Below are 24,660 nucleotides of genomic sequence, written 5' to 3'. Positions count from 1 at the left end.
AAGATTGCGCGTTACGAGTTCACCATTACCTTTCTTCCTGAAAATTTTCGGTGTGATATTCTCCCTTGCTCCGATGCTGTGGCGATCAGCTAAGAATATTCTGTCACTCGACAAAATTGCCCGATCTGAAGATGGCCTAGAGTTTTTTGCGCAGTTGTTTGCATGGGCCCTGTTGTTCGGGTATTTTGCCCAGAATTCGAGTTCCGCAGTTTTGCTTGAACAGATATCAAGCTCTGAAGGTAAGCTCTCCAATTCGGTAGAATTCTTCGAGGCTGCGCAGAATCCGTTCTGGAGCGAGGTGCTCGTGCTCGTTCAGACGATTGTTGTGATGACGATCTGCTGGCCTGCAATTGAGCTGTGGAAAAGAAAGGGTTCTCAGGACACAGACGCGAATCTCTACTGGTGTATACTCATCGGTCTAACTGCACTTGGATATATTTTTTCGGCCACTTTATCTCTGGTCACGCTGGCATTTTGGCCCGATAGTTTTTCCGAAAGCATGGATACCTTACTGTCGATCTTGATCGCAATTGTTGCATTGGTCATCCTGTGGGTTAACTTGCGACGGATTGATCCGTTGCTACCTAAACCTTGGCTGGCCGCAGGATTGTTGATCTTGCTTACTGCGCAAGTAGCAACTAGCTTTATTAAGGCATTTCTTCCGCTACTTTTCCCCGACCTGTATGTGCTCCTGCTGTTGGAACCCTAAAATCTGCAGGACATGCGCGGGCCAAAGCATGTAAATGTTACCCTCAGCCATAGCGAGGCCGCTTGGTGCAATAGCGCGGAACTTCAGCAAGAAACCGTAAGTGCTATCATCTCTGGGATCGCACCACCGTCCTAGACGCACCCCACAAATAAACCCCCACGGGCGCGCAGGGGGTCCACTCATCTCACGTCAACCGGCTTCTCGCAGCTTTCACTGCACCCTGACGCTGCCGCATCCCTGCGGCCTCCGGCCCGAGGTCGGGCGTGGATCTCATGTTGGGGACTGCCGTAGGGTGCGTGCTCTGCACGCACCGCAGCCTCCCCGACATCATCGGTGCGCGCGGAGCGCGCACCCTACAAGGTTGCTGTCCCCTGGACCTTTCGCGAGACGACCTCCGGCCCGAGGTCGGGCGCGGGTCTCATGTTGGGGTCTGCCGTAGGGTGCGTGCTCTGCACGCACCGCAGCCCCGCCGACATCATCGGTTGGCCCGGCAAACCCCTTGCCAAATGCCCCTTGCACCCCCACCTTGTCCCTACAGGCCCGCGCCATCCGCGCGGCCTGTTGCCTCACCGGAAAAGCCGCGCGCGCGCCGCGCCCCTGCCCCCTGAGCATCGACCCGATGGGCTTTGCCGTTCGGGAACCCGATCAGAGGAATACCGCCATGTCCAAGGAAAAGAACAAGGGCAACAAGGAAGCCAAGAAACCCAAGAAGGAAAAGGTCAAGGTGCTGGCCACCGCCAACAGCGGCATGAAAGACGGCACCGTGATCGCGGGCAAGAAGGTCAAGTAACCGCGTCGCGGCGCGGGCCCCTGCCGGGGCTTGCGCCCGCGCGCAGCACGCCTAGGATCGGGGCACATTTTGCCCCGGAGGCCCCATGACACCGCAAGCCGCGCAAGACATCCTTGAAAACGCCTTTGCCCCCTGGGTGCGCGCGTTGCAGCCGACCATCACCGAGATCGGAGTGACGCGTACCATCCTGACCATGCCGATCAGCACGCAGATCATCCGCGTCGGCGGCATCGTCTCGGGGCAGGCGCTGGCGGCGCTGGCGGATACGGCCATGGTCTTTGCCTGTTTCGGCCATCTGGATGCGCCCGAACCGGTGGGCACCGTGACTCTGGATACGCAATTCCTGCGCCCCGCCAGCGGCGACAGCATCCGCGCCGAGGCGGAGGTGACCCGCGCGGGCAAATCCATGCTTTTCGCCCGCTGCACCCTGATCGCGGAACCCTCGGGCAAGCCGGTGGCGCTGGCCACCGCGACATTCGCGCGCTGAGGCGCATTCTCCGCTTGATCCCGGCCCCGCGCCGCGCCTTACTGCGCCCATGATCCGCGTCTTTCTCATCCTGTTGCTACTGGCTTCCTGCGGGCGACCGCTGACGGTGAATGAACGGGCCTTCCTCGACAGTATCCACGGCGACACGCTGGACATGAACGCGGTGCGCCTGCACAACGGATCGCCCACCCGCGCGGTGACCTTTCGCCGCAAGCCGCGCCCGCGCACCACCTGCCGCGAGCTGATCCTGCCCCCCGCAAGGGATGAGATCGTGACGACAAAGCCCGCCGCCGTCGCCCTTTTCAACACGATCCTGTTCGACAAGGACTGGTATCTTGAGGATTACCTGCCCGAATACCCCGATGCCATCGGGCTGGTGGCGGGGATGCTGCTGGCGCATGAGCTGACCCATGTCTGGCAGTGGCAGAACCGGGCAAGCACCGGCTATTCGCCGCTGCGCGCCGCGTCGGAACATACGGTCAGCGACGATCCCTATCTGTTCGAGATCGACACCCCCCGGAAATTCAGCGAATTCGGCTATGAACAGCAGGGCTCCATCGTGGAGGAATTCGTCTGTTGCCGTGTGCTGGCCCCGCAGGCGCCGCGCACCAAGCGGCTGCATGCGCTGATCTCGCAGGTGATGCCGGTGGCCCCGCTGCCCGCACGCCCGCAATCGGACGTGCGCCTGCCCTGGGACGGGGTCCAGATCAAGGGCATCTGCGGTTAGCGCTGGATGCTTTCCAGATAGGCCAGAAGTGCCGCAAGCGCGCGGGGTGTCGGGGTCATCACGCCGTCCACCTCCACCGGCACCAGATCATCCGCCATGGCCCCGCCGAACTGCGGCATGACCCGGGCGAGATGGCCCTGTTCGGGATCGCCATAGATATAGCTGAGCGACCGCGCCCGGGGAAAGCTGCCGCCGCTTGTCCGCGTCAGCAACGTCAGGTCGGCAGGTTGCGCGTTCAGGCCCGCCGCCAGCGGCCCGTCACCCCGCCCCGTGGCACCGTGGCAGGAGGTGCAATTGGCCGCATAGAAGGCCGCGCCGTCACCGGCGGTGGGCATCTCCTGCGGGGTGCAGGCTGCAGCGGTGCAGAGCAGGCAAAGCAGGGACAGGGTTTTGATCGGGCTGGGCATCATGGTTCTCCGGTTGGATTGAGGGTCATCTTGCGCCATCCCGCGCGCGCCGCCATGATGCAGATCAAACTGCAGCGGCGGAATGGCCTCAGGGAATGGCCTCAGGGCATATCCGCAAGCGCCTGAATGCGCGACCATACCGCATCCTCGACCGCAACCGGATCGGCGGGCTTTTTGCCCTGTCCCGGCATCCGCGCACCTTCATCCGCCGATGCCGCCTGCGCCAGGGCGGCCAGCCGCGCCCCGAATTCGGGCGATGCCGACGGGTCGATCACGATGTAATACTGGCCCAGGTCATGCGGCGGCCCCTCGGCCGCCTTGAGCGGTTTCACATCCTGCGACAGCGCGCCGCCGGTCATGCCCGCTGCCAGAATCTCGGCCATCAGGCCAAAGCCCCAGCCCTTGTAGCCGCCCAGGGAGATCAGCGATCCCTCAAGCGCTTCCTCCGGGTCGGTGGTGGGGTTGCCCCTGGCATCCACCGCCCAGCCTTCGGGGATGGTCTCGCCCGCCGCCCGGGCCATGGTGATCTTGCCCAGGGCGACCATGGTGGTGGATTGGTCGAACTGCATGGCGATCCCGCCCTGACCGTCGGGCACCGAAAAGGCAATCGGGTTGGTTCCGATGACCCGCGTCCTGCCCCCCGGTGCGGCCACGATGGGCGAGGCATTGGTAAAGCCCAGACCGATCAGCCCTGCCCGGGCGATCTGTTCCGTGAAATATCCCAGCGATGTGCAGGTGTGCGCATGGGCAACCGCCAGCGTGGCGATGCCGTATTGGCGCGCCGCGTCCAGCGCCAGGGTCAGCCCATAGGCAAAGGCCGGCTGGGCAAAGCCGAAGCGTGCGTCCACATGCACCACGGCAGCGCGGGCCATGGTCACGCCGGGGGTCACATCCCCCTTGACCCGGCCCGTCATCAACTGCTGGCAGTAGCTTTCCACATAGTAGAGACCGCAGATCCTGTTGCCCACCGATTCCGCCGCCGCGACCGCGCGGGCCACCTCTGCGGCGGCAAAGGAATCGGCACCGTGACCCATCAGGGCGGCCTGAACCGTCTCGGCGATGTCTCTCAGGGCCACCTCGGGCATCTGTCATTCCTCTGGTTCGGAACCACCACTGTGTCCCCGGCACCAAAGGAGCGTCAAGCGCGATGATCCCGGGTGGCGGGTTGGCGCGGGTTCAGACCGGCACCAGACGGCCCGCGTCGAGCCGGATCTGGCGATCCATCCGCCCGGCAAGTTCCAGGTTATGGGTGGCAATCAGCGCGGCCAGACCGGTGCTGCGCACCAGTGCCATCAGCGTGCCAAAGACCTGATCCGAGGTCGCGGGATCAAGGTTGCCGGTGGGCTCATCCGCCAGCAGCAGGCGCGGCGCATTGGCCAGCGCACGGCAAAAGGCCACGCGCTGCTGTTCGCCCCCGGAGAGCGCCGCCGGGCGATGGTCTGCGCGCCCCTCGATGCCCACCTGCCGCAGCAATTCGCGCGCCCGCCCCTCGGCCGCTGAGCGGCCCGTGCCCCCGGCAAGCTGCGGCAGCACGATGTTTTCCAGCGCGGTGAATTCCGGCAACAGGTGGTGGAACTGATAGATGAAGCCCACGTCCGCGCGCCGCACCGCAGTGCGGCGGCGGTCGCCCAGGCCGGTCATGTCCTCGCCCCCGATGCCGACCTTGCCGGCATCGGGCGTGTCGAGCAGCCCCGCGATATGCAGCAGCGTGGATTTGCCCGCCCCGGAAGGGGCAACCAGCGCCACCACCTCGCCCGGGGCAACCTGCAGGTCGATGCCACGCAACACCCTGACTTCATTCGGCGCACCGGGGTTGTAGGATTTGGTGATGCCTTGCAGATCGAGGGCCGGATCATTCATAGCGCAATGCCTCTACCGGGTTCATCCGCGCGGCACGGCGCGCGGGAAAGATCGTGACGATAAAGGACAGGCCCAGCGACAGCCCCACCGCCGAAAGCACATCGCCCATCTGCAGCTTGGCCGGCAGGAAATAGATCCCCCGGATCGACGGATCCCAGGCGGTGCCGCCGGACAGATAGTTCACCGCCGCAAAGATCTGATCGACATAAAGCGCAAAGAGGCACCCCAGGATCACCCCCATGGCGGTGCCGATGATGCCGGTAAAGGCCCCGCAGATGAAGAAGACCCGCAGCACCGACCCCTCGGTCAGGCCCATGGTGCGCAGGATGCCGATGTCGCGGCCCTTGTTCTTGACCAGCATGATCAGGCCGGAGACGATGTTCATTGCCGCGATCAGCACCAGCACGCTGAGGATCACGAACATCACCCGGTCCTCGATGTCCAGCGCGTTCAGGAACGAGCCCGAGGCATCGCGCCAGGTCCAAACCTGGGCCCGGTCTCCCGCCGCCTCCAGCAGCGGAATGGCCATCTTGTCCACCGCTTCGGGGTCTTCAACCATCACTTCAAGTTCGTCCGCCAACCCCTCGCGATTAAAGAAGGATTGCGCCTCTGCCAGGGGCAGGTAAGCACGGGTACGGTCGATGTCGTACCGCCCCGCTTCGAAGATATAGACAACCTCATAGGCATTGACGCGCGGGCTGGTGCCAAAGGCCGTCTTGACCCCGTTGGGCGAGATCAGCTTGATCGTATCGCCCACATCCACACCCAGCGTGCGGGCCACGCCGACGCCGATGGCGATGCCTTCGTCGAAGCGATCAATGTCCCCCCGCGCATGTTCCGAATGGGCGATGCGCGGGATCGTCTTGAGATCCTCTGCCGCAATGCCAAAGACTTCGACGCCCGCGTTGGACTGCCCCTTGTTGGCCATCACCTGCTGGCGCACCAGCGGCGCGGCACGTGTCACGCCGGGCACTTTCGACACTGCCGCAGCCATTTCGGCGTAATTTGATATGCTGCGATCGATCTGCCCGTTCTGGGCCACTTCGCCCAGCTGATAGATGGTCACATGGGCATTCGCCCCCAGGATCGTATCCACGAATTCCGCCCGAAAACCGGAGCGCACGGACAGCGTGGCGATCAGGGCAAAAACCGCCAGGGTGATGCCGATCAGGCTGATCCAGGTCATCACGCTGACGCCGCCTTCGGCGCGGCGCGCGCGCAGGTAACGCCAGGCGATCATCCATTCGAACGGGGCAAAGGGGGCGGTGCTGTTCTGCGCCATGGGGGCTCCTGAGATTTGGCGCAAACTGGGCTTTCGGACCGGCAGGGTCAAGCGCCCATTCTGCGGCGAAACGGCCAGGCAAGAAGGCGCAGCACGGCCCCCAGCGCAACACTGCCGATCAGGAAACCGATCAGGGCAAAGCTGAGGCCCGCGAAATGGATCGGCACCGCCGGCTGATAGGCGGCCCAGGCCGCCCGGGCGATCTGGCGATCGGTCAGCCGGGCCGCGTGATAGGCCCGCATGAAGGGTCCCTGCCCCTCGACTTCCGCCAGATCCGCGCGCAGCCTGTCATAGCGCTGAAAGGTCGCCGTCATATCCGCGCGCCTGCGCTCCAGGAACGCGGTGCCCTGCATCTGCGCCAGCGCCTGATCCCGTGACAGCCCAACGGCGCGCGCGGATGCGTCGAAATCCGCAACCACTTCGGCCAGCGCATCCACCGCACCGCCCAGACGCTGGGCATATTGCTGGGAAAACTCGGGGAACTGAGAAGTGACCACCGCCCCGGCAAGCCCGCCCGCAAGCGTCAGCGCCCGCAGTATCATGGCAAAACCGGCACGGCGGGCACCGGGCACCGCCGCACCATGCCTGTCATTCTGACACCGATGAACATCCGGCCTGCTCCCTTTTTTCGAGCAACCCTACATCCCGGCCATTCGCCCGTCCAATGCTCAGAGAATACCGGCGTAAATCTGCGCAATCCGCTCAACCGCCTGTTCCGGCGGCATTTCCTCGCTCTCTCCCGTCCGGCGCGAGGTCAGTTCCACCACCCCGTTCTTGAGCCCGCGCGGCCCCACCGTGATGCGCCAGGGCAGACCGATCAGATCCATGGTGGCAAATTTCGCCCCCGCCCCGCCCTTGGTATCGTCATAAAGCGGATCCAGCCCAAGCGCCTTGAGCGCGGCATAAAGCGCTTCGCAGGCCGCGTCAGCTTCGGCATCGCCCTGCTTGAGGTTCACGATCCCGGCATGGAAAGGTGTCACCCCCTCGGGCCAGATGATGCCGCGCTCGTCATGGCTCGCCTCGATGATCGCACCCAGCAGGCGGCTGACCCCGATGCCGTGGCTGCCCATATGGACCGGCACCGGCTTGCCGTCAGGGCCCTGCACCCTGGCCCCCATCGGTTCGGAATACTTGGTCCCGAAGTAGAAGATCTGCCCCACCTCGATCCCGCGCGCGGTCCGGCGGCGCTCTTCGGGCACCTGGCTGAAGAGCGCCTCGTCATGGGTCTCGTCGGTGCGCGCATAGCGCGAGGTGAATTCCTCCAGCACTGCGGCACAGGCGGCATGATCGTCATGGTCGATCTCGCGGTCACCGAATTTCAGGTCGGTGATCTGGCTGTCATAGAAAACTTCCGATTCGCCGGTTTCCGCCAGCACCAGGAACTCATGGGTGTCATCACCCCCGATGGGGCCGGAATCGGCGCGCATCGGGATCGCCTGCAACCCCATCCGCTCATAGGTGCGCAGATAGCTCACCAGATGGCGGTTATAGGCATGCAGCGCATCTTCCTTGGTCAGATCAAAGTTGTAGCCGTCCTTCATCAGGAACTCGCGCCCCCGCATCACACCGAAACGCGGGCGGATCTCGTCGCGGAACTTCCACTGGATGTGATAAAGCGTCAGCGGCAGGTCCTTGTAGCTGCCCACATGGGAGCGGAAGATGTCGGTGATCAGCTCCTCGTTGGTGGGCCCGTAAAGCATGTCACGGTCCTGCCGGTCGCGGATGCGCAGCATCTCGGGACCATAGGCGTCATAGCGGCCCGATTCCTTCCACAGATCCGCCGATTGCAGCGTCGGCATCAGCATCGGGATATGCCCCACCCGCTGCTGCTCCTCATGCACGATCTGTTCGATCCGGCGCAGCACCTTGAACCCCAGCGGCAGCCAGGAATAGATCCCCGCGCTGGCCTGCTTGATCATCCCCGCCCGCAGCATCAGCCGGTGGCTGACGATCTGCGCCTCGCTCGGGGTCTCCTTCAGCACGGGCAGGAAATATCGGCTCAGACGCATGGCGGGCTCCTCTTTGGGCGATTGCTGCGGCCTGACTAAGCCATGTCCGCGCCGCCCGCAATCGCGATGCGCGCCTCAGACCCGCCCCGCCCCCTTCATTGTTCCAAAAATATACCAGAGCGCGAGACAGCGTCTCGCAAACCGATTTGGCAGCGCCAAATCAATAAAATCGCATGTCGGCCATGGGCCCACCCCGTCAGGATACGGCCCGCCGCGCCAGGGCGATGGCCACCTGGGTCGCCAGCGCCATGTCCTGCACCGAAATCCACTCCAGCGGGCCATGAATCTCCTGCATCCCGGTAAAGATGTTCGGGCAAGGCACCCCCATCTCGGTCAGCCGCGACCCGTCGGTGCCGCCCCGGATCGGCACCGATACCGGCGTCAGCCCCACATCCGCCACCGCGGCGCGCACCAGTTCCACCGGCGTCATGTCCTTTTCCAGCCAATAGCGCATGTTGCGGTATTGCGGCGTGATCTCGCAGCTGATCTGTGCGCGCGGCTCCCCCCTGCCCACCACCTCGCAGACCTGGCGCAGCAGCGCGCCCTTTTCCGCCAGACCTTCCAGTTCGAAATCACGGATGATCAGGGTGATCTCCGCCTCCGATGAGCCCCCCTTCACCTCGCTGACATGAATGAACCCTTCGGTGCCCTCGGTGGTATCGGGGGTCATGCGCTGCTGCGGCAGGCACTGGATGATCCGCGCAACCAGATGCAGCGCATTGACCATCTTGCCCTTGGCAAATCCGGGATGGGCAGAGACCCCCACCACCTTCACCACCGCGCCATCCGCCGAAAAGGTCTCGAATTCGATCTCGCCCGGTTTGCCGCCGTCGAAGGTATAGGCGAAATCAGCGCCCAGATCGGCGGGCAGCCGGGGGTCGACGCCGCGCCCGATTTCCTCGTCCGGGGTAAAGGCCAGGCGGATCGGCCCATGCGGAATGTCAGGGTTTTCAAGCAGATGTCTTGCGGCGGTCATGGCAATCGCCACCCCCGCCTTGTCATCCCCGCCCAGCAAGGTGGTGCCGGAGGCGGTCACGATGTCCTCGCCCTGCTTGCCCGCGAGATGCGGCGAAACTTCCGGGTTCAGCTTCAGCTCAGGGGCATCGGCAAAGGTGATGTCGCCACCGTTATAGCCGCGATGGACCACCGGTTTCACCCCGGTGGCATTGAACTGCGGCGCGGTGTCCACATGGGCGCACCAGCCCATTGTGGGGCCCGGGGCGGTGCCCGGCACTGTTGCCAGCACCACGCCGTAATCGGTCAATGTGACATCCTGCGCGCCGATCTGCTGCAGTTCGCTCACCAGCAGGCGCGACATTTCCAGCTGGATCGCCGTGCTGGGCTGACTGGGCGAAGCCGCATCGCTCTGGCTGTCGATGGCCGCATAGCGGACCAGCCGCTGTTCCAGTTCCGCGTCGAATTCGGTCCGCATATGGCCTCCTGCCGGTCTGTTCATGCCTGTTGCGCCAACCCTATGTCCGGCGCGCGGGGGGCTCAACACCCCGCGTGCCGGTCAGGCGGCGCGGATCAAATCGCGCCGTCATCCCCCCGTGACCCTTGAAATAACCGCCTGCATGGGCGAAGTGATAGTCTGTCCTTTGCGGAGAACCCCATGGCCCTTCCGATCCGAGATCAACTGAAATACTGGGGCATCGCCGCCGTGGTCTTCATGGTGGCCCTGTGGTTCCTGGGTCAGGTGCTGGTGCCCTTCCTGCTTGGCGGGGCCATCGCCTATTTCCTTGATCCTGTCGCCGACCGGCTGGAACGTATGGGGCTGAGCCGGGCCCTGTCCACGGCGCTGATCACCTTTGTCGCCATCCTCATCTTTGTGGTGATGGCCCTGCTGGTGGTCCCGACCCTGGTCAGCCAGGCCGCATCGCTGATCGAGACCGCGCCGAGGCTGACGCAGGATTTCACCAATTTCGTCACCACACGCTTCCCCTCGCTGCTGGATGCGGATTCGACGCTGCGCAACTCGCTGACCTCGATCGGCGCAACGATACAGGAGCGCGGCGGTCAATTGCTGGAGACGGCGCTGGCCTCCTTTGCCTCCATCATCAACGTGATCCTGCTGTTCGTGATCGTGCCGGTCGTGTCTGTCTATCTGCTGCTGGACTGGGACCGCATGGTTGCCGCCATCGACCGGCTGCTGCCGCGCGACCATGCGCCGGTGATCCGGCAGCTGGCCCGCGACGTGGACAAAACACTTGCCTCTTTCATCCGGGGCATGGGCACCGTCTGTCTGATCCTTGGCACCTATTATGCCTTTGCGCTGATGCTGGTGGGCCTGCAGTTCGGGCTGGTCGTGGGCTTCATCGCCGGTCTGGTCACCTTCATCCCCTATCTGGGTGCCCTGCTGGGCGGGGCGCTGGCCATCGGGCTGGCGCTGTTCCAGTTCTGGGGCGACTGGGTGTCCATCGGCCTGGTTGCGGGCATCTTTGCCATCGGCCAGGTGATCGAGGGCAATGTGCTGACACCCAAGCTGGTGGGCAATTCCGTGGGGCTGCATCCGGTCTGGCTGCTTCTGGCGCTGTCGGTTTTCGGCACGCTCTTCGGCTTTGTCGGGATGCTGGTCGCCGTGCCGCTGGCTGCCGCGCTGGGGGTGCTGGCGCGCTTTGCCATCGACCGGTACAAGCACAGCCTGCTCTATCTCGGCACCGACCCAACGACGATGGACGACTGACATGGCCCGACAATTGGGGTTCGACCTGCCCAGCCGTACCGCACTGGGGCGTGACGCCTTTTTCGCGGCACCGTCCAATGCCATGGCCCTTTCGATGATCGACCAATGGCCCGGCTGGCCCGGCGGCAAGCTGGCTCTCACCGGCCCGGAGGGGGCGGGCAAGACCCATCTGACCCATGTCTGGGCCGATCAGGCGCAGGCCCGGATCATCCCGGCGCGCAGCCTTGTGGATGTGGAGGTGCCTGCGCTGGCCACAGGGCCGCTTGCCGTAGAGGATGTGCCGGATATCGCCGGGAACGACGCGGCCCAGACAGCGCTGTTCCACCTGCACAACCTGATCCTGGCCGAGGGCCATACGCTGCTGCTGACCGGCACGCCCCCGGTTGCGCAATGGGGGCTGACCCTGCCCGACCTCGTCAGCCGGATGCGCGGTGCCACGGCCGTGGCGCTGGAGGCGCCGGACGACATGCTGCTGACCGCCGTGCTGGTCAAATTGCTCGCCGACCGGCAATTGACCCCCAAGCCCGATCTGGTGCCCTACCTGCTGTCCCGCATGGACCGGTCCTTTGCCGCCGCAATCGCCCTGGTGCAGCGCCTTGATGCCGCCAGCCTGGCGCAAAAACGCCCGCTTACCCGGCAGTTGGCGGCGCAGGTGCTGGACAAGCCCCCCGCAGCGGGCTGATACTGCCCGCATTGTCGCAACATCGTTACACACCAGCGCCATAAGGCCGCCATGACTCACGCAGATTTCCTAGAAGGGCCTTTCGCGCCCGCCATCGAACTGGCCGACCTCGACATCACGGGGCCGGGCCGTTTTTTCAACCGCGAACTCAGCTGGCTGGGATTCAACTGGCGTGTGCTGGAAGAGGCGGAAAACCCGCGTGTGCCGCTGTTGGAGCGGCTGCGGTTCCTGTCGATATCCGCGGGCAACCTCGATGAATTCTATACCGTGCGCGTGGCGGGCCTGCGCGAGCTGGCCCAGGCCGGCAATACGACGCCTGCCGCCGACGGCCTGTCCCCCGCCGAACAACTGGTCCTGATCAACGAGGACGCGCGCAACCTGATGATGAACCAGCAGCGGGTGCTGGTTGAACTGATGGCGGAAATGGATGCGCAGAACATCTTTCTGGAGCATCAGTCGGACCTGACCGCGGCCGATCACGAATACCTCAAGGAGATGTTCCTGACGCAGGTCTTTGCGGTGCTGTCGCCGCTGGCCATCGACCCTGCGCATCCCTTTCCCTTCATCCCCAACACCGGCTATGCGCTGGCGCTGCAGCTGGAACGGACCCGCGACAAGCGCCCGCTGCAGGCGCTGCTGCCGATCCCGGCGCAGATCGACCGCTTTGTGCCGCTGCCCGCCCCGGAGGGCACCCTGCGTTACCTGCCGCTTGAGGACCTTCTGGTGCTCAAGATCCCCGACCTGTTTCCGGGCTACAAGCTGAAAAGCCACTTTGAATTCAGGGTCCTGCGGGACAGCGACCTGGAAGTCGAGGACGAGGCCGAGGATCTGGTGCGCGAATTCGAAGTGGCGCTGAAACGCCGCCGCCGGGGTGAGGTTGTCCGCCTGACCCATTCGGCCGGCGCGCCGGAAAAGCTGAAAGCCGTGGTGATGGCCGAGCTTGGCGTTCATGAGCGTGACGTGATCGAGATCGACGGCATGATCGGGCTCGATGACCTGAGCAAGCTGGTCACCGACGCAAGGCCCGACCTGCTCTGGCCCTCCTTTACCCCGCGGGTGCCGGAACGGGTCAGCGACCATGACGGCGACATGTTCGAGGCGATCCGCCAGAAGGACATGCTGCTGCACCACCCCTATGAGACCTTCGACATGGTGATCCGGTTCCTCGCGCAGGCGGCGCGCGATCCGAATGTCGTGGCGATCAAGCAGACGCTCTACCGAACCTCGCGCGACAGCCCGATTGTCGAGGCGCTTTGTGAAGCGGCGGAAGACGGGAAATCCGTGACCGCGCTGGTCGAACTGAAGGCGCGGTTCGACGAGGCCGCCAACATCCGCCAGTCCCGGCGGCTGGAACGCGCGGGCGCGCATGTGGTCTATGGCTTCCTTGACCTCAAGACACATGCGAAGATTTCCACCGTGGTGCGGCGCGAGGGCAACCAGCTGGTGACCTATACCCATTACGGCACCGGCAATTATCACCCCATCACCGCGCGCATCTATACCGATCTGTCGCTGTTCACCTGCGACCAGAAACTTGGCCGCGACGCCACCAAGGTTTTCAACTTCCTGTCGGGCTACGCACAACCGGAGAAGCTGGACAATCTGGCGATTTCCCCCACCACGCTGAAGCCCCGCCTGCTGGAACTGATCGCGGCAGAGGCGGCCCATGCCGAGGCGGGCAAGCCTGCAGCGATCTGGGCCAAGATGAACTCCATCATTGATGCGGAAGTGATTGACGCGCTTTACGCCGCCAGCCAGGCCGGGGTGAAGATCAGCCTGGTGATCAGGGGCATTTGCGGATTGCGCCCGGGGATCAAGGGGCTGTCCGAGAACATCCGCGTCAAATCCATCGTCGGACGGTTCCTGGAGCATTCGCGCATCGTCTGCTTTGGCAATGGTCACGGCCTGCCCCACAAGAGGGCGCGGGTCTTTATCTCCTCCGCCGACTGGATGGGGCGCAACCTGAACCGCCGGGTCGAAACCTTGGTGGAGATCGAGAACCCGACGGTCAAGGCGCAGATCACCAGCCAGATCCTGGCCGCGAACCTGGCCGATGTGGCGCAAAGCTGGGTGATGGCACCCGATGGCAAATTTACCCGCCCGCCGATTGTGGAGGGGCAGTTCAGCTTCAACTGCCACCGGTTCTTCATGGAAAATCCGTCGCTCTCGGGGCGCGGCTCGGCGGGGGCTTCGGACGTGCCAAAGTTGACACATACGGAAGACTGAGGGCGGATGCCGGTCCGCCCGCCCCGATGTTCGGCGGGATCGGACATTGACCCCCGGTGCCACCTGCACCATCTTACGGACAGTTGAGCCGACCGCCAGGAGACCTCATGGCTAACCTTACGGAGACCAACACGCCGGTGCCGGAAACCGGCGTTGCTGATCTGGGCCTGTTTGCAAAACCACTGTTCGAAGACCCCAGCGCGCGCAAACTGTCGCGGGTGGGGGTTGTCGATGTGGGGTCAAACTCCGTCCGGCTGGTGGTTTTTGACGGCGCGGCGCGATCGCCCGCCTATTTCTACAACGAAAAGATCATGTGCGCCCTGGGCGCAGGCATGGCCGAGACCGGGCATCTGTCGCCGGAGGGCCGGGTGCGCGCCCTGTCGGCCATGCGCCGCTTTCGCAAGCTGGCAGACAGCATGGGCCTGAGCGAGTTGACGGTTGTGGCCACGGCAGCGGTGCGCGACGCCAGCGACGGCGCGGCGTTCTGCGAAGAAGTGCTGCGCGACACGGGCTTGCGGATCTGGGTTATCGACGGCGAGGAAGAAGCGCGGCTTTCGGCGCAGGGGGTTCTGCTGGGCTGGCCCGGTGCCTATGGCCTGGTCTGCGACATCGGTGGGTCGTCCATGGAACTGGCCGAGATTTCCGGGGGCCGCGTGGGCCGGCGGGTCTCTTCGCAACTGGGACCGTTGAAGCTGCGCGACATCAAGGGCGGCGCAAAGGCGCGGAATGCACAGATCAAGGAGGTGATGGAGGGCCTGCAGGAGCGTATGGGCGTCCAGCGGGACCGGTTGTTCCTGGTGGGCGGGTCCTGGCGGGCCATCGCGCGTATCGACATGGTGCGCCGGGGCTATCCGCTGCATGTGCTGCACGAATATCGCATGACACCGCGCGCGGTCAGTGCCACGGTCAAATTCATCAAGCAATCAAACCTGGAGGAGCTGCGCAACGAGGCGGGCGTATCATCGACCCGGATGGCGCTGGTGCCCTATGCGGCAGAGGTGCTGAGCCGCCTGGTCAAGACCTTCAAGCCCAAGGATATCGCGATTTCCAGCTATGGGATCCGCGAGGGGATGCTCTATGAACAGATGCCGCAGCGCCTGCGCGACCGGGATCCGCTGATCGAGGCCTGCCGCTTTGCCGAGGCCAAGGATGCCCGCACACCGGGTTTCGGCAAGGTCCTCTTCAACTTCATTCTGCCGCTCTACAAATCCAGTTCGCCGCAGCGCAGGCGTCTGATCAAGGCCGCCTGCCTGCTTCATGACGTCAGCTGGCGCGCGCATCCCGATTACCGGGCCGAGGTCTGTTTTGACAATGCGACGCGGGCCAACCTGGGGGGTCTGAAGCATTCCGAACGGGTGTTTCTGGGCCTTGCCCTGCTGCACCGCTATTCCAACAAGCGCGAGAACACCCGTTTTGAAGATCTCTACCAGATGATCGACGAGCGGGCCCGCAAGGAGGCCGAGATCTTGGGCAAGGCCATGCGGTTCGGGGCGATGCTGTGGATGAACAAGGATGAAGATCGCGGCGAACTGCGTTGGTTTCCCAAGAAAAAGCTGCTGCAGCTCTGGATCACCGAAGACATGATGCCGCTGTTCGGCGAAGTGGCCGAAGCGCGTCTGAATTCGCTCGCCGGATCGTTGGAAGCCTCGGTGGAGTTGAAGACGGCCAAGGGCTAGCACGGGTCGCCCGGCTTGCCGCCGCGCCCTGCATCCGGTTGTCGCGCCTGTCCAGGCTTTGCGTTTTACGCTGTCGGCATTTGCCGCCTGCACCCTTCACCGGCAGACATGTCATGTATGACATGTCATTTTAGACAGGTCTTGTATGACATATCCTGTGTGATCTGCTGCCTCGACCGGTCGGGCGCGCATCCCGCGAATCCCGGTAGTCGAAGGGGCGGCACCTCCCCATGTCCCAAGCTGTCGCGAAAGAGGGCAGCCTATAGCGCTTCGGGATATACCTGAATCACTTGTTCGCTGCCTCTCCCTGCGGTCGAACGCGAAAAGTGATGTGGGATGTTTCAAGTTGATCCCGAAACGCTGTAAATCAAGACATGTCATTTTTGACATGTCATGCATGACATGTCGTCCTTTATGGAATGTTGCGCTGAAATCGTCAGGCATCGTTCGGCTTTGCGCCCGCCTGACCAGGCGCATTGCCATGGCAGCGAAAGCCCCGCCTCAAAGATCAATCTGCGGTGCAGGCTCCTTCGGCGTCTCCGGCTCTTCCAGCGGCGGCTCCGGCTTGCGCCGGATGATGATATCCCCGTTCGGCAGGATCTCCGGCGCCTCATAAACGCTCCAATCCTCAACCTCGTCCAGAATCTCGCCCAGTTTCGGCCCCATCTCCTTGGCGAAGCTGCGCAAGGCGGGTCCCATCTGGTCGGCAAGGTCTTCCAGCCCGTCGATTGCGGGGGCCATTTCCTTCATGATGCCTTCCATGAACATCTGCGCGCCCCGTTCCATCAGGGACAGGCCCCGCTCCTCTTCCTCCTGCGCCTGAGCGGACAGGGGAAGGCAGATCAACAGGGCAAGACCGGCAAGATGTTTCATGACAGATAATTTAGCACGAATGCGCGCCATTACACCCCCTGCGGCCCATCCTCGAAATCCAGCGTCACGGGAAAATGATCGGAGGCAGTCACAAGGGCGTCGCGCAGCGCGTGATCGCGCCAGCATTCCGGGTCGTCCAGCGGATGCCAGATGCGCCAGCTTGCCCCCCGCGCCCGAAACTCCGGCGTGACCATCACGTAATCCAGCAGGGCCTGCAGGAACCGCTTTTCCTGCCTGATCCAGAACCGCGCCGTGGTCGGGGCCACGCCAAGCTTGCGCAGCAGCGCCTGTCGGGCATGCGGATCAAAGAGCGCGCCTGCCGCCCCTTCCTCCCCCATCAGGATTTCGACCGAGGATCTGCCAAAGAGGTTTTCAAAGGAATCCAGCCCCGGTCCGTCGTTGAGATCGCCCAGCAGCATCAGCGGCGTGCCTTCGGCCAGATGCATGTCGATCCGCCGCCGCAGCCAGACCGCCTGCGCCAATTGCTTGCGCCGGTTGGCCACGCCAAGGCTCAGCACCTGCTGTTCGGTCTTTGCCCCATGCGGCGCTTTCGATTTCAGATGGGCCCCGATCATCTGGAAGGAGAAACCGCCCCGCGTCTCGATCGCCAGTTCCAGCGGCGGCTTGGAAAAGACCACCAGGTCCTCATGCGCATCTATATCCAGGTCGATCCGCAGGGCGGTGTCAAACCGCGGCGCCCCGCCCGCCCCTTCCGGCCCGGCGAATTCGCCCCTGGGATCGTGCCGGGGGGTCAGCATCTCAGGGTCGTAAAGCAGCGCGATTTCCTGTTGGGTGTCGTTGGAGAACCCCATGATCGCATCGGTCGTGCGCAATCCGAACCGGTCGGCAAAATGCTCCAGCGCGGCAATGGTCGAATGCGATTTGCCCTGATCGGGTGCTTCGATGACCATGACCGCATCCGCATCCATCGCGCGGAACACCTGGCCCAGCGCCGCCGTCTGGCTGGCGCGGGTGACGTCATGGCGCGCGGACCAGCCCTCATCGTCGTAAAGCCGGTCTGATGGATCAAAAAGCGCCGAAAACCATTCGACGTTATAGGTCGCGATCCGCATCAGGCGGCGCGGCGCGACAGGGTTTCCCAGGCGCGATTGATGTCGATCAGCCGCTTCTCGGCCATGCGCACCGCCTCTTCGGGCAGGCCCCGTGCGACCAACGCGTCGGGGTGATTCTCGCGCACCAGCCTGCGCCAGGCCGCCCGGGCCTCTTCCTGCGTGGCATTGGGCGAAATGCCCAGCACCGTATGCGGCAGCGGCGATGTATCGGGCACGAACCGCGCCTTCAGCGCCGAGAAATCGTCCTCCGACAGGCCAAAGATCCGCGCCACCTCGTCCAGGAAGGCATCCTCGTTGGGGTGATAGGTGCCATCCGCCATGGCAATGTGAAACAACCCCTCCATGAGGTCGCGCAGCATGTCCGGCTGGTCGCTGAACATGTCGGCGATGCGCCGGGCGTAATCGTCAAATCCCGCCACGTCCTGCCGCGCCAGGTTAAAGACCCTGGCCGCGCCCGCGGTATCCCCTTCGGCGATCTGGAAGACCTCGCGAAAGGCCATGACCTCTTCGCGCGTCACCAGCCCGTCGGCCTTGGCCATCTTGGCCCCCAGTGCGATCACCGCGATGGTAAAGGCCACAGAGCGCTCGGGCGGGCTGCGCAGGCGGTCGAATACCGCCGCCAGCCCCTCGCCGGAGGTCAGGGCAGACAATGCTTCGGTGATGCGGGTCCAGATCGACATGGCCCCATCATAGGGCTGCCAAAGGGGGAAGTCAGGATGCGGAAACGGATTTCTGCATCAAAATGAGGTCAAGCCATTGCCCGGCCTTGAAGCCCACCTGCGGCATGTGGCCGGTCTGGCGGAACCCCCGCCGCGCGTGAAAGGCGATTGCGCGCGGATTGGCACCGCTGATCGCGGCCACCATCACGCGATGGCCCAGTGCTGCGGCCCCGGCTTCTGCCCTGTCCATCAGCCTGTCGGCAACACCCCTGCCCTGGGCAGAGGCCCGCAGGATCACGCTGTGCTCGACCGTCATCGAATAGCCCGGCCCGGGCCGGAACGGGCCGAAGGTCACCACCCCCGCGAGCCCCTGCGCATCCTCGGCCAGCCAGAAAGCGCCTTGACGCTGCGCGATCCGCGCGGCCATGGCGGCTTCGGTCCATTCCTCCGTGGTGAAAGTGGCCAGCGTATCGCGGATCATGCCGTTCCACAGCTCTGCCACCTGTGCCGCATCCGTCTCAACCGCCGCCCGGATGATCACGCCAGTATTCTCGCGCCCGAAGCGGTATCAAAAGCGGCCGTCAATCCGGCAGGACCGGCGGCAAAGACAATGCGCCCGTCGGTCAGCACGGGCGCCAGCATGTCGGCCAGGGCGGTGGCGTCGGGATGGGTGACGGTCAGCCTTTCCAACCGGCAGCCAGAGGGGGCCAGGCGCGCCGCCGGATGGTTGCCCCCCTCCCATTGCATGAGCGCGGGCGCGCAATTGTCGAAAGGCAGGATGCCGGAGGCCGGAACCGCCATGCGCCAGCGCAGATCGCCCCGCTGCAGGCTGACGGGCGCGCCAAACCCTGCTGGCAGCGCGGCAAGGGTCGCCTCCAGATCCTCGCAACGGCAAATCCAGTTGGTCAGCCTGGGCTGCCCGGCAAAGCGGTCAAGATCGAACCAGCGCGGCCGGTCCGGCACCGGGGCGTCGGGATTGACCGCAATCGCCTCAAGGTAAAGCCCGTCCTCAAGGCCGAGAAGCGTGTTATGCGTATGGAAAACAGCATGTTCACCCCCCGGCTGCGGGGTCTGGCCCAGGCTGCGGGTGACATGGTCTGTCGCCTGTTGCAACAATGCACCGGCAACCGCGATGTGATCCAGTTCCATGCGATGCCCGCCTGCTGAAGCCAATGTTAAATACGTATGTATCGTTAATTGAATTTGACGTAAGACGCAGCACAGGTCAAACTGAGGCCGCGAGAATTATCATTTTAGAACGTTCATTATTCAAGCTCGCTGATTAAACCCCATTAGGAGGATCCTAGACATGTTCACTTTCAAACGTATGATTTCGGCGCTGGCACCTGTTGCCCTTGCTGCCGGTATAAGCGCCCCGGCTTTGCCCGCTGCGGCCCAGGAATACTGGATCGGCCAGATCGTCATGGGCGGCTGGAACTTTTGCCCGCGGACCACAACCGAGGCAGATGGCCAACTGCTACCGATCTCTCCGAACGCGGCCCTTTTTTCACTTTTCGGCACTATGTATGGCGGCGACGGGCGCACGACATTCGCCCTGCCTGACCTGCGTGGTCGGGTGCCGATGCACACCGGGAACGGCCCTGGCCTGACCCCGCGCTCGCAAGGGCAGAAATTCGGTACGGAAACGGTGACCCTGACCGAGGCACAGATGCCGTCGCACAATCATTTGATGCGTGTCAGCAATCTGACCGGGAACAAGCAACGCCCCGCAAATGACTATATCTCTTTCCCGAATTTTGGCGGTATGACGCCATCCGGAGAACCCCTCAAGATTTTTGCGGATGAGCTTTTGGATAGCACACCCAAGACGCTTGAGACCGACGCGATCACAAACGCGGGCGGGAACCAGGCCCATCCGAACATTCAGCCGGTGCAGGTCATCCGCTATTGTGTCGTGGTTCAGGGCCTCTTTCCGTCCCGGAACTGATCTGACCGCAATCCAGGGTTTTATGGGGCCGTCCACATCCGCGGGCGGCCCTTTGCGTTTCAGCCGCGCGCTGCCTGGATGAGCTTCAGGATGTCCTGCGCCGCTGCGGGGATATTGGTGCCGGGTCCGAAGATTGCCTTGACCCCCGCGTCATAAAGGAACTGATAATCCTGCTGCGGGATCACGCCGCCGCAGATCACCAGAATATCCTCCGCCCCGGCCTCCTTCAGCGCCTTGACCAGCTGCGGGGCCAATGTCTTGTGACCGGCGGCCTGGCTGCTGATGCCGATCACATGCACGTCGTTGTCCACGGCATCCTGCGCCGCCTCTGCCGGGGTCTGGAACAAGGGGCCCACATCCACGTCGAAACCGATGTCCGCAAAGGCCGTGGCAATCACCTTGGCCCCCCGGTCGTGGCCGTCCTGGCCCATCTTGACCACCAGCATGCGCGGGCGACGGCCTTCGGCCTGGGCAAAATCCTCGACCGATTTCTGGATGGCGGCAAAGCCTTCGTCACCCTCATAGGCGGCACCGTAGACACCGGCCAGCGTCTTGACCTCGGCGCGGTGCCGGCCGAATTGTTTTTCCATCGCCATGCTGATTTCCCCCACCGTGGCACGTGCGCGCGCGGCCTCGACCGCGCCCTCCAACAGATTGCCGCCCTCTGCCGCGCGGCGGCTCAATTCATCCAGTGCGGCGGTGCAGGCGGCCTCGTCACGGCTGGCCCGGATGCTTTCCAGACGCCTGATCTGACTGTCCCGCACGGCGACATTGTCCACATCCAGAATGTCGATCGGATCTTCCTTGTCGCGGCGGTACTTGTTGACGCCGACAATCACCTCGTCGCCCCGGTCGATATTGGCCTGCCGCCGGGCTGCGGCCTCTTCGATCCTGAGCTTGGGCATGCCGGAGGCGACAGCCTTGGTCATGCCGCCCATTTCCTCGACCTCTTCGATCAGCTTCCAGGCGGCCTCCGCCAGATCGGCGGTCAGTTTTTCGACGTAGTAGGAGCCCGCCAGCGGGTCCACGACATTGGTCACCCCGGTTTCTTCCTGCAGGATCAGCTGCGTGTTGCGCGCAATGCGGGCGGAATGGTCGGTGGGCAGGCCGATGGCCTCGTCCAGCGAGTTGGTGTGCAGCGACTGGGTGCCGCCCAGCACCGCCGACATCGCCTCATAGGCGGTGCGCACCACGTTGTTGTAGGGGTCCTGTTCGGCCAGGCTGACACCGCTGGTCTGGCAATGGGTGCGCAGCATGGAGGATTTGGCGTCCCTGGGCGAGAATTCCGCCATGATCCGGCTCCACAACAGCCGCGCCGCGCGCAGCTTGGCGGCCTCCATGAAGAAGTTCATGCCGATGGCAAAGAAGAATGACAGGCGCGGCGCAAAACGGTCCACGTCCATACCGGCGGCGATGGCGGTGCGCACATATTCGCGCCCGTCGGCGAGGGTAAAGGCCAGCTCCTGCACCAGGTTCGCGCCCGCTTCCTGCATGTGGTAGCCGGAAATCGAGATGGAGTTGAATTTCGGCATCTCGTTGGCGGTGTATTCGATGATATCCGCGATGATCCGCATCGAGGGTTCAGGCGGGTAGATATAGGTGTTGCGGACCATGAACTCCTTGAGGATGTCGTTCTGGATGGTCCCGGAAAGTGCGGCGCGGTCCACGCCCTGTTCCTCGCCCGCGACAATGAAACTGGCCAGGATCGGGATCACCGCACCGTTCATCGTCATGCTGACGCTGACCTTGTCCAGCGGGATGCCGTCAAACAGGATCTTCATGTCCTCGACGCTGTCGATGGCCACACCGGCCTTGCCCACATCGCCCTCAACACGGGGGTGGTCGCTGTCATAGCCCCGGTGCGTTGCCAGATCGAAGGCCACGGAGACACCCTGCTGCCCCGCTGCCAGGTTGCGCCGGTAAAAGGCGTTGGATTCCTCCGCGGTGGAGAACCCGGCGTATTGGCGGATGGTCCAGGGACGGCCCGCATACATCGTGGCCTTTACCCCGCGCGTGAATGGCGCTTCACCGGGGACGGACCCCAGGTGATCAAGCCCCTTGGTGTCTTCCGCCGTATAAAGCGGCTCAACGTCGATCCCTTCCAGCGTGCGCCATGTCAGGTCTTCCAGGCTGCGCCCACGCAGTTCCTTTTCAGCTAAAGCGCGCCACTTGTCTTTGGTCATGTTCATGTCCTTTTGTCTCTTGTGCCGGCGGCAGGCTTGGGCCCGCTCTTTTCCGGATTTCATCCTCTGTCAGTGTCGCCAGACCATCCGCACCGGCGGTCAGCCAGTGCAGATCGTCCGAATAATGTTCGCGCAGAGCCGCTGCCTGCGCCGTCGTGAAGGGCTGCCAGCGCCCCTGCCCGCGCGGCAGAAGCGTGGGATCACTGCCCTGATCGGCCAGCACGCCGCGCAGATCGTTCAGCGGCAGCGACCGGTTCAGCCAGAGCATCTGCGGCTTGCCGGGCAGGCGCAGATCGACCGCTTCCTGCAGCATCCGTTCCGGGCGGCCCGCGAAAGTCTCGAACGGCATGATCCGGATATCCGCCCCCGGCACCGCGCGCGCCAGATCGGTGATCACGTCGCGCCAGCTGCGGGTGTTTTGCGCGATCCGGGCATATTTCGCCGCATCGTGGATCTTGTGCCCCCGCGCCGCCGTCAGAGCCGAGGCGGAGGCCCACCACAGGTCCTGCGCGCGGATCGACAGAACCACCCGCGACACCCGCCCGCCAAAGGCCGCGGCAATCCGCGCCATCCGCTCTCCGACAGCTGGGTAAAGCGTGGCATGGCGAAATCCGTAGGTGCAGCTGCCCAGCATGTTCTCATCGCTGACCAGCAGCTTGGCGATGCCCCGCGCCTCAGCCTTGGCGGTCAGCAGGCGGACCCTGCCATCGGCCCGCTGCGGTGCGCGGGGCGGAATGTTGTGGAACATGCCCGGAAACACCGATTTCCGGGTCCGTCCCGGCCCCCAGAAGCCGATGCCGTTCTCTTCCAGCGTGCGGGTGTGTCCGCGCACGAAATGCTGGAAAGTGGTGGTGCCGGTACGGTGCGCGCCGAGGTGCAGGATGACATCCATGATGCTCTGGCCTATCTTTTGCAAAAAGGCCGCCCGGTCCGGCCACATCACGGGTATACACCCGGTCATGACCTCAAAACCCTTGCAGTGTGCTTAATGCGCGCAGTCCCAAGAATGTGCATCGCATTTGCCCGCCCAATCCCTATATACAGGGTCAGGGGAGAACTTATGAAACGCCTGTTGACGCTTGTTTTTGCTGGAATTTTCGCAACTTCAGCCACCGCGCAATCGCCTGCCGTCGATGATGACAGCCTGTTGTTTGCACCCGCTGACATGGCGGATTTAAGTGAATTTAGATGGAAAAAGCGCCCCGTGGTGGTCTTTGCCGACAGCGCGGACGACCCTGCTTTCATCGAACAGATGGAATTGCTGCGCGCCCAGCCCGAAGAACTGGCGGTGCGCGACGTCATGGTTCTGACCGACACCGACCCGGAGGCGCGCGCGCCTTTGCGGCTAAAAATGCGGCCACGCGGCTTCATGCTGGTGCTGGTGGGCAAGGATGGCGGGATCAAGCTGCGCAAACCCTTTCCCTGGGACGTGCGCGAGATCACCCGCAGCATCGACAAGATGCCGATGCGCCAGCGCGAAATCCGCGAGCACAAGGAATCCGAGGGCCTCATCCTGCGGTGAACCTTGTGGGATGCGCCCCTCTGCCCTATATTGAGGGGGCAAGAGGAAGGGAGCACGTTTATGGAAAAAGACCCAGACATCCCGTTCACACCGATCCCCGTGACATGGCGGACCGGCCCGCGTCCGGGCTATTGATCACACGATCGGCGGCAGCACTGCCGCCCTCCGAATAGGCCAGTATCAGTTTGAGAGCATATTTGCCGAAAACGAAGGCCTGTTTCCGCATGCCCACATAATCCGAATAGATCGCGATCCGCCGTTCCGCATCCAGCGTGCGGAAGGTATCGCCGCGCATGTCCTCGGCCAGGCCCGAGAGCGATTTGATCAGGCTGTAATAGGCCACGATGGCGTCGATGGTCTGGCGCGGCAGCACGTCGATTTCCGCGATAACGGCGTCATAGACATGGTCATGCTGTTCGCGCGGCAGAAAGGGGATATACCCCTCGTCCTTGCGCATCCGGTCGATCAGCGCGGTCACATATTGCTCTGAACTGTCGGCCTCCCAGAGCGATTCCAGCGTATTGCCGATCTCTGCATAAAGCGCCTTGTGATAGTCGCGCGTCTTTTCGGCCCGCGCGCGGGCCTTGCCGCCCTCGGCAAAGATCGCGGTGGTCAGCCAGCCGGTGGCGATCACCAGACCGGCAATCATCGCCTGCCCCACACGCGGGTCGATCTGCCCCATCAGCGGCAGGGCCAGCCAGATCAGCGCCCCCAGGATCAGCACCACCGGCAGGCCGATGGTCAGAAAGAACTGTGCAATGATCCGCCCGGCCACCCGCGCCTCCTTCCACACCGCCAGCAGCAGCGCGCAAAGCGCGACACCGGCAAGCAGGATCAGGGGAAGAGTCGGGGCAGCCAGCATGG

Annotated in this window: 25 protein-coding genes; 10 read left to right on the top strand and 15 right to left on the bottom strand. The window is 63.7% G+C overall.

Annotated features, from left to right (window positions below):
• Positions 1-4: 4 nt before the first annotated feature.
• From O4H53_RS14575 to O4H53_RS14560, 4 genes are all read left to right on the top strand, one after another.
• Entirely contained in the window at positions 5-709 is a 705-nt protein-coding gene (locus O4H53_RS14575; RefSeq protein ID WP_269364819.1) for a hypothetical protein, read from the top strand.
• Positions 710-1,235: 526 nt separating this feature from the next.
• Entirely contained in the window at positions 1,236-1,499 is a 264-nt protein-coding gene (locus O4H53_RS14570; protein WP_269364817.1) for a hypothetical protein, read from the top strand.
• Between the two features lie 85 nt (positions 1,500-1,584).
• On the top strand, positions 1,585-1,986 hold the full coding sequence (locus O4H53_RS14565; RefSeq protein ID WP_269364815.1) for a PaaI family thioesterase: 402 nt from the start codon (positions 1,585-1,587) through the stop codon (positions 1,984-1,986).
• Between the two features lie 49 nt (positions 1,987-2,035).
• Positions 2,036-2,713, top strand: a complete 678-nt coding sequence (locus O4H53_RS14560; protein ID WP_269364814.1) for a hypothetical protein — start codon at positions 2,036-2,038, stop codon at positions 2,711-2,713.
• Here the strand turns inward: O4H53_RS14560 and O4H53_RS14555 are convergent.
• The 7 genes from O4H53_RS14555 to pepT form a co-directional block, all read right to left on the bottom strand.
• The gene (locus O4H53_RS14555; RefSeq protein ID WP_269364812.1) at positions 2,710-3,120 is read right to left on the bottom strand and encodes a c-type cytochrome; all 411 of its coding nucleotides are present in this window, start codon (positions 3,118-3,120) and stop codon (positions 2,710-2,712) included. The two genes, O4H53_RS14560 and O4H53_RS14555, sit on opposite strands and share 4 nt — an antisense overlap.
• Before the next feature lie 101 nt (positions 3,121-3,221).
• Complete coding sequence (locus tag O4H53_RS14550; protein WP_269364810.1) at positions 3,222-4,205, bottom strand: Ldh family oxidoreductase; 984 nt, start codon at positions 4,203-4,205, stop codon at positions 3,222-3,224.
• Between the two features lie 91 nt (positions 4,206-4,296).
• Positions 4,297-4,980 carry an ABC transporter ATP-binding protein gene (locus O4H53_RS14545; protein ID WP_269364808.1) on the bottom strand — a complete coding sequence of 228 codons (684 nt, stop codon included), beginning with the start codon at positions 4,978-4,980 and terminating at the stop codon, positions 4,297-4,299.
• A complete protein-coding gene (locus O4H53_RS14540; protein WP_269364806.1) occupies positions 4,973-6,262 on the bottom strand; it encodes a lipoprotein-releasing ABC transporter permease subunit in 1,290 nt (429 codons plus the stop codon). The genes O4H53_RS14545 and O4H53_RS14540 overlap by 8 nt, the downstream gene beginning before the upstream one ends.
• A 47-nt stretch (positions 6,263-6,309) precedes the next feature.
• On the bottom strand, positions 6,310-6,834 hold the full coding sequence (locus O4H53_RS14535; RefSeq protein WP_331284236.1) for a DUF2937 family protein: 525 nt from the start codon (positions 6,832-6,834) through the stop codon (positions 6,310-6,312).
• Between the two features lie 96 nt (positions 6,835-6,930).
• On the bottom strand, positions 6,931-8,271 hold the full coding sequence (gene proS, locus O4H53_RS14530; RefSeq protein ID WP_269364803.1) for a proline--tRNA ligase: 1,341 nt from the start codon (positions 8,269-8,271) through the stop codon (positions 6,931-6,933).
• 196 nt (positions 8,272-8,467) lie between these two features.
• Complete coding sequence (gene pepT, locus O4H53_RS14525) at positions 8,468-9,703, bottom strand: peptidase T (RefSeq protein ID WP_269364801.1); 1,236 nt, start codon at positions 9,701-9,703, stop codon at positions 8,468-8,470.
• Between the two features lie 180 nt (positions 9,704-9,883).
• Between pepT and O4H53_RS14520 the strand changes: the two genes are divergently transcribed.
• The 4 genes from O4H53_RS14520 (at position 9,884) to O4H53_RS14505 (ending at position 15,538) form a co-directional block, all read left to right on the top strand.
• On the top strand, positions 9,884-10,954 hold the full coding sequence (locus tag O4H53_RS14520; RefSeq protein ID WP_269364799.1) for an AI-2E family transporter: 1,071 nt from the start codon (positions 9,884-9,886) through the stop codon (positions 10,952-10,954).
• Between the two features lies 1 nt (position 10,955).
• Positions 10,956-11,636 (top strand): HdaA/DnaA family protein, encoded by a 681-nt coding sequence (locus tag O4H53_RS14515; RefSeq protein ID WP_114275829.1) that lies wholly within the window; start codon positions 10,956-10,958, stop codon positions 11,634-11,636.
• A gap of 51 nt (positions 11,637-11,687) precedes the next feature.
• The gene (locus tag O4H53_RS14510; protein ID WP_269364797.1) at positions 11,688-13,862 is read left to right on the top strand and encodes an RNA degradosome polyphosphate kinase; all 2,175 of its coding nucleotides are present in this window, start codon (positions 11,688-11,690) and stop codon (positions 13,860-13,862) included.
• 107 nt (positions 13,863-13,969) lie between these two features.
• A complete protein-coding gene (locus O4H53_RS14505; RefSeq protein ID WP_269364795.1) occupies positions 13,970-15,538 on the top strand; it encodes a Ppx/GppA family phosphatase in 1,569 nt (522 codons plus the stop codon).
• 501 nt (positions 15,539-16,039) lie between these two features.
• Here the strand turns inward: O4H53_RS14505 and O4H53_RS14500 are convergent.
• The 5 genes from O4H53_RS14500 to O4H53_RS14480 are packed head-to-tail and all read right to left on the bottom strand — an operon-like array spanning position 16,040 to position 19,292.
• Positions 16,040-16,411, bottom strand: coding sequence for a hypothetical protein (locus O4H53_RS14500; protein WP_269364793.1), 372 nt, complete (start codon positions 16,409-16,411; stop codon positions 16,040-16,042).
• Positions 16,412-16,440: 29 nt separating this feature from the next.
• Positions 16,441-17,484, bottom strand: coding sequence for an endonuclease/exonuclease/phosphatase family protein (locus tag O4H53_RS14495; RefSeq protein WP_269364791.1), 1,044 nt, complete (start codon positions 17,482-17,484; stop codon positions 16,441-16,443).
• Complete coding sequence (locus O4H53_RS14490) at positions 17,484-18,164, bottom strand: molecular chaperone DjiA (protein WP_269364789.1); 681 nt, start codon at positions 18,162-18,164, stop codon at positions 17,484-17,486. Before O4H53_RS14490 ends, O4H53_RS14495 begins: the two co-directional genes overlap by 1 nt.
• 31 nt (positions 18,165-18,195) lie before the next feature.
• A complete protein-coding gene (locus O4H53_RS14485; RefSeq protein WP_269364787.1) occupies positions 18,196-18,684 on the bottom strand; it encodes a GNAT family N-acetyltransferase in 489 nt (162 codons plus the stop codon).
• Positions 18,681-19,292 (bottom strand): VOC family protein, encoded by a 612-nt coding sequence (locus O4H53_RS14480; RefSeq protein WP_269364785.1) that lies wholly within the window; start codon positions 19,290-19,292, stop codon positions 18,681-18,683. Before O4H53_RS14480 ends, O4H53_RS14485 begins: the two co-directional genes overlap by 4 nt.
• A gap of 160 nt (positions 19,293-19,452) precedes the next feature.
• Here O4H53_RS14480 and O4H53_RS14475 point away from each other — a divergent pair, with 160 nt between their 5' ends.
• Entirely contained in the window at positions 19,453-20,091 is a 639-nt protein-coding gene (locus O4H53_RS14475) for a phage tail protein (RefSeq protein ID WP_269364783.1), read from the top strand.
• A gap of 59 nt (positions 20,092-20,150) precedes the next feature.
• Here O4H53_RS14475 and scpA read toward each other — a convergent pair whose 3' ends face one another.
• A complete protein-coding gene (scpA, locus tag O4H53_RS14470) occupies positions 20,151-22,280 on the bottom strand; it encodes a methylmalonyl-CoA mutase (protein WP_269364780.1) in 2,130 nt (709 codons plus the stop codon).
• Complete coding sequence (locus O4H53_RS14465; RefSeq protein ID WP_269364778.1) at positions 22,243-23,166, bottom strand: hypothetical protein; 924 nt, start codon at positions 23,164-23,166, stop codon at positions 22,243-22,245. The genes scpA and O4H53_RS14465 overlap by 38 nt, the downstream gene beginning before the upstream one ends.
• A 168-nt stretch (positions 23,167-23,334) precedes the next feature.
• Between O4H53_RS14465 and O4H53_RS14460 the strand changes: the two genes are divergently transcribed.
• Entirely contained in the window at positions 23,335-23,796 is a 462-nt protein-coding gene (locus O4H53_RS14460) for a DUF4174 domain-containing protein (protein ID WP_269364776.1), read from the top strand.
• Positions 23,797-23,881: 85 nt separating this feature from the next.
• Here the strand turns inward: O4H53_RS14460 and O4H53_RS14455 are convergent, their stop codons facing one another.
• Positions 23,882-24,658, bottom strand: a complete 777-nt coding sequence (locus tag O4H53_RS14455) for a hypothetical protein (RefSeq protein ID WP_269364774.1) — start codon at positions 24,656-24,658, stop codon at positions 23,882-23,884.
• Between the last annotated feature and the right edge of the window lie 2 nt (positions 24,659-24,660).

This window comes from Sulfitobacter sp. G21635-S1 (assembly GCF_027213915.1).
Taxonomy (GTDB): Bacteria; Pseudomonadota; Alphaproteobacteria; order Rhodobacterales; family Rhodobacteraceae; genus Sulfitobacter.
Note: the sequence above shows the minus strand (reverse complement) of the source record. Positions and strands in the feature narration are given on the sequence as shown.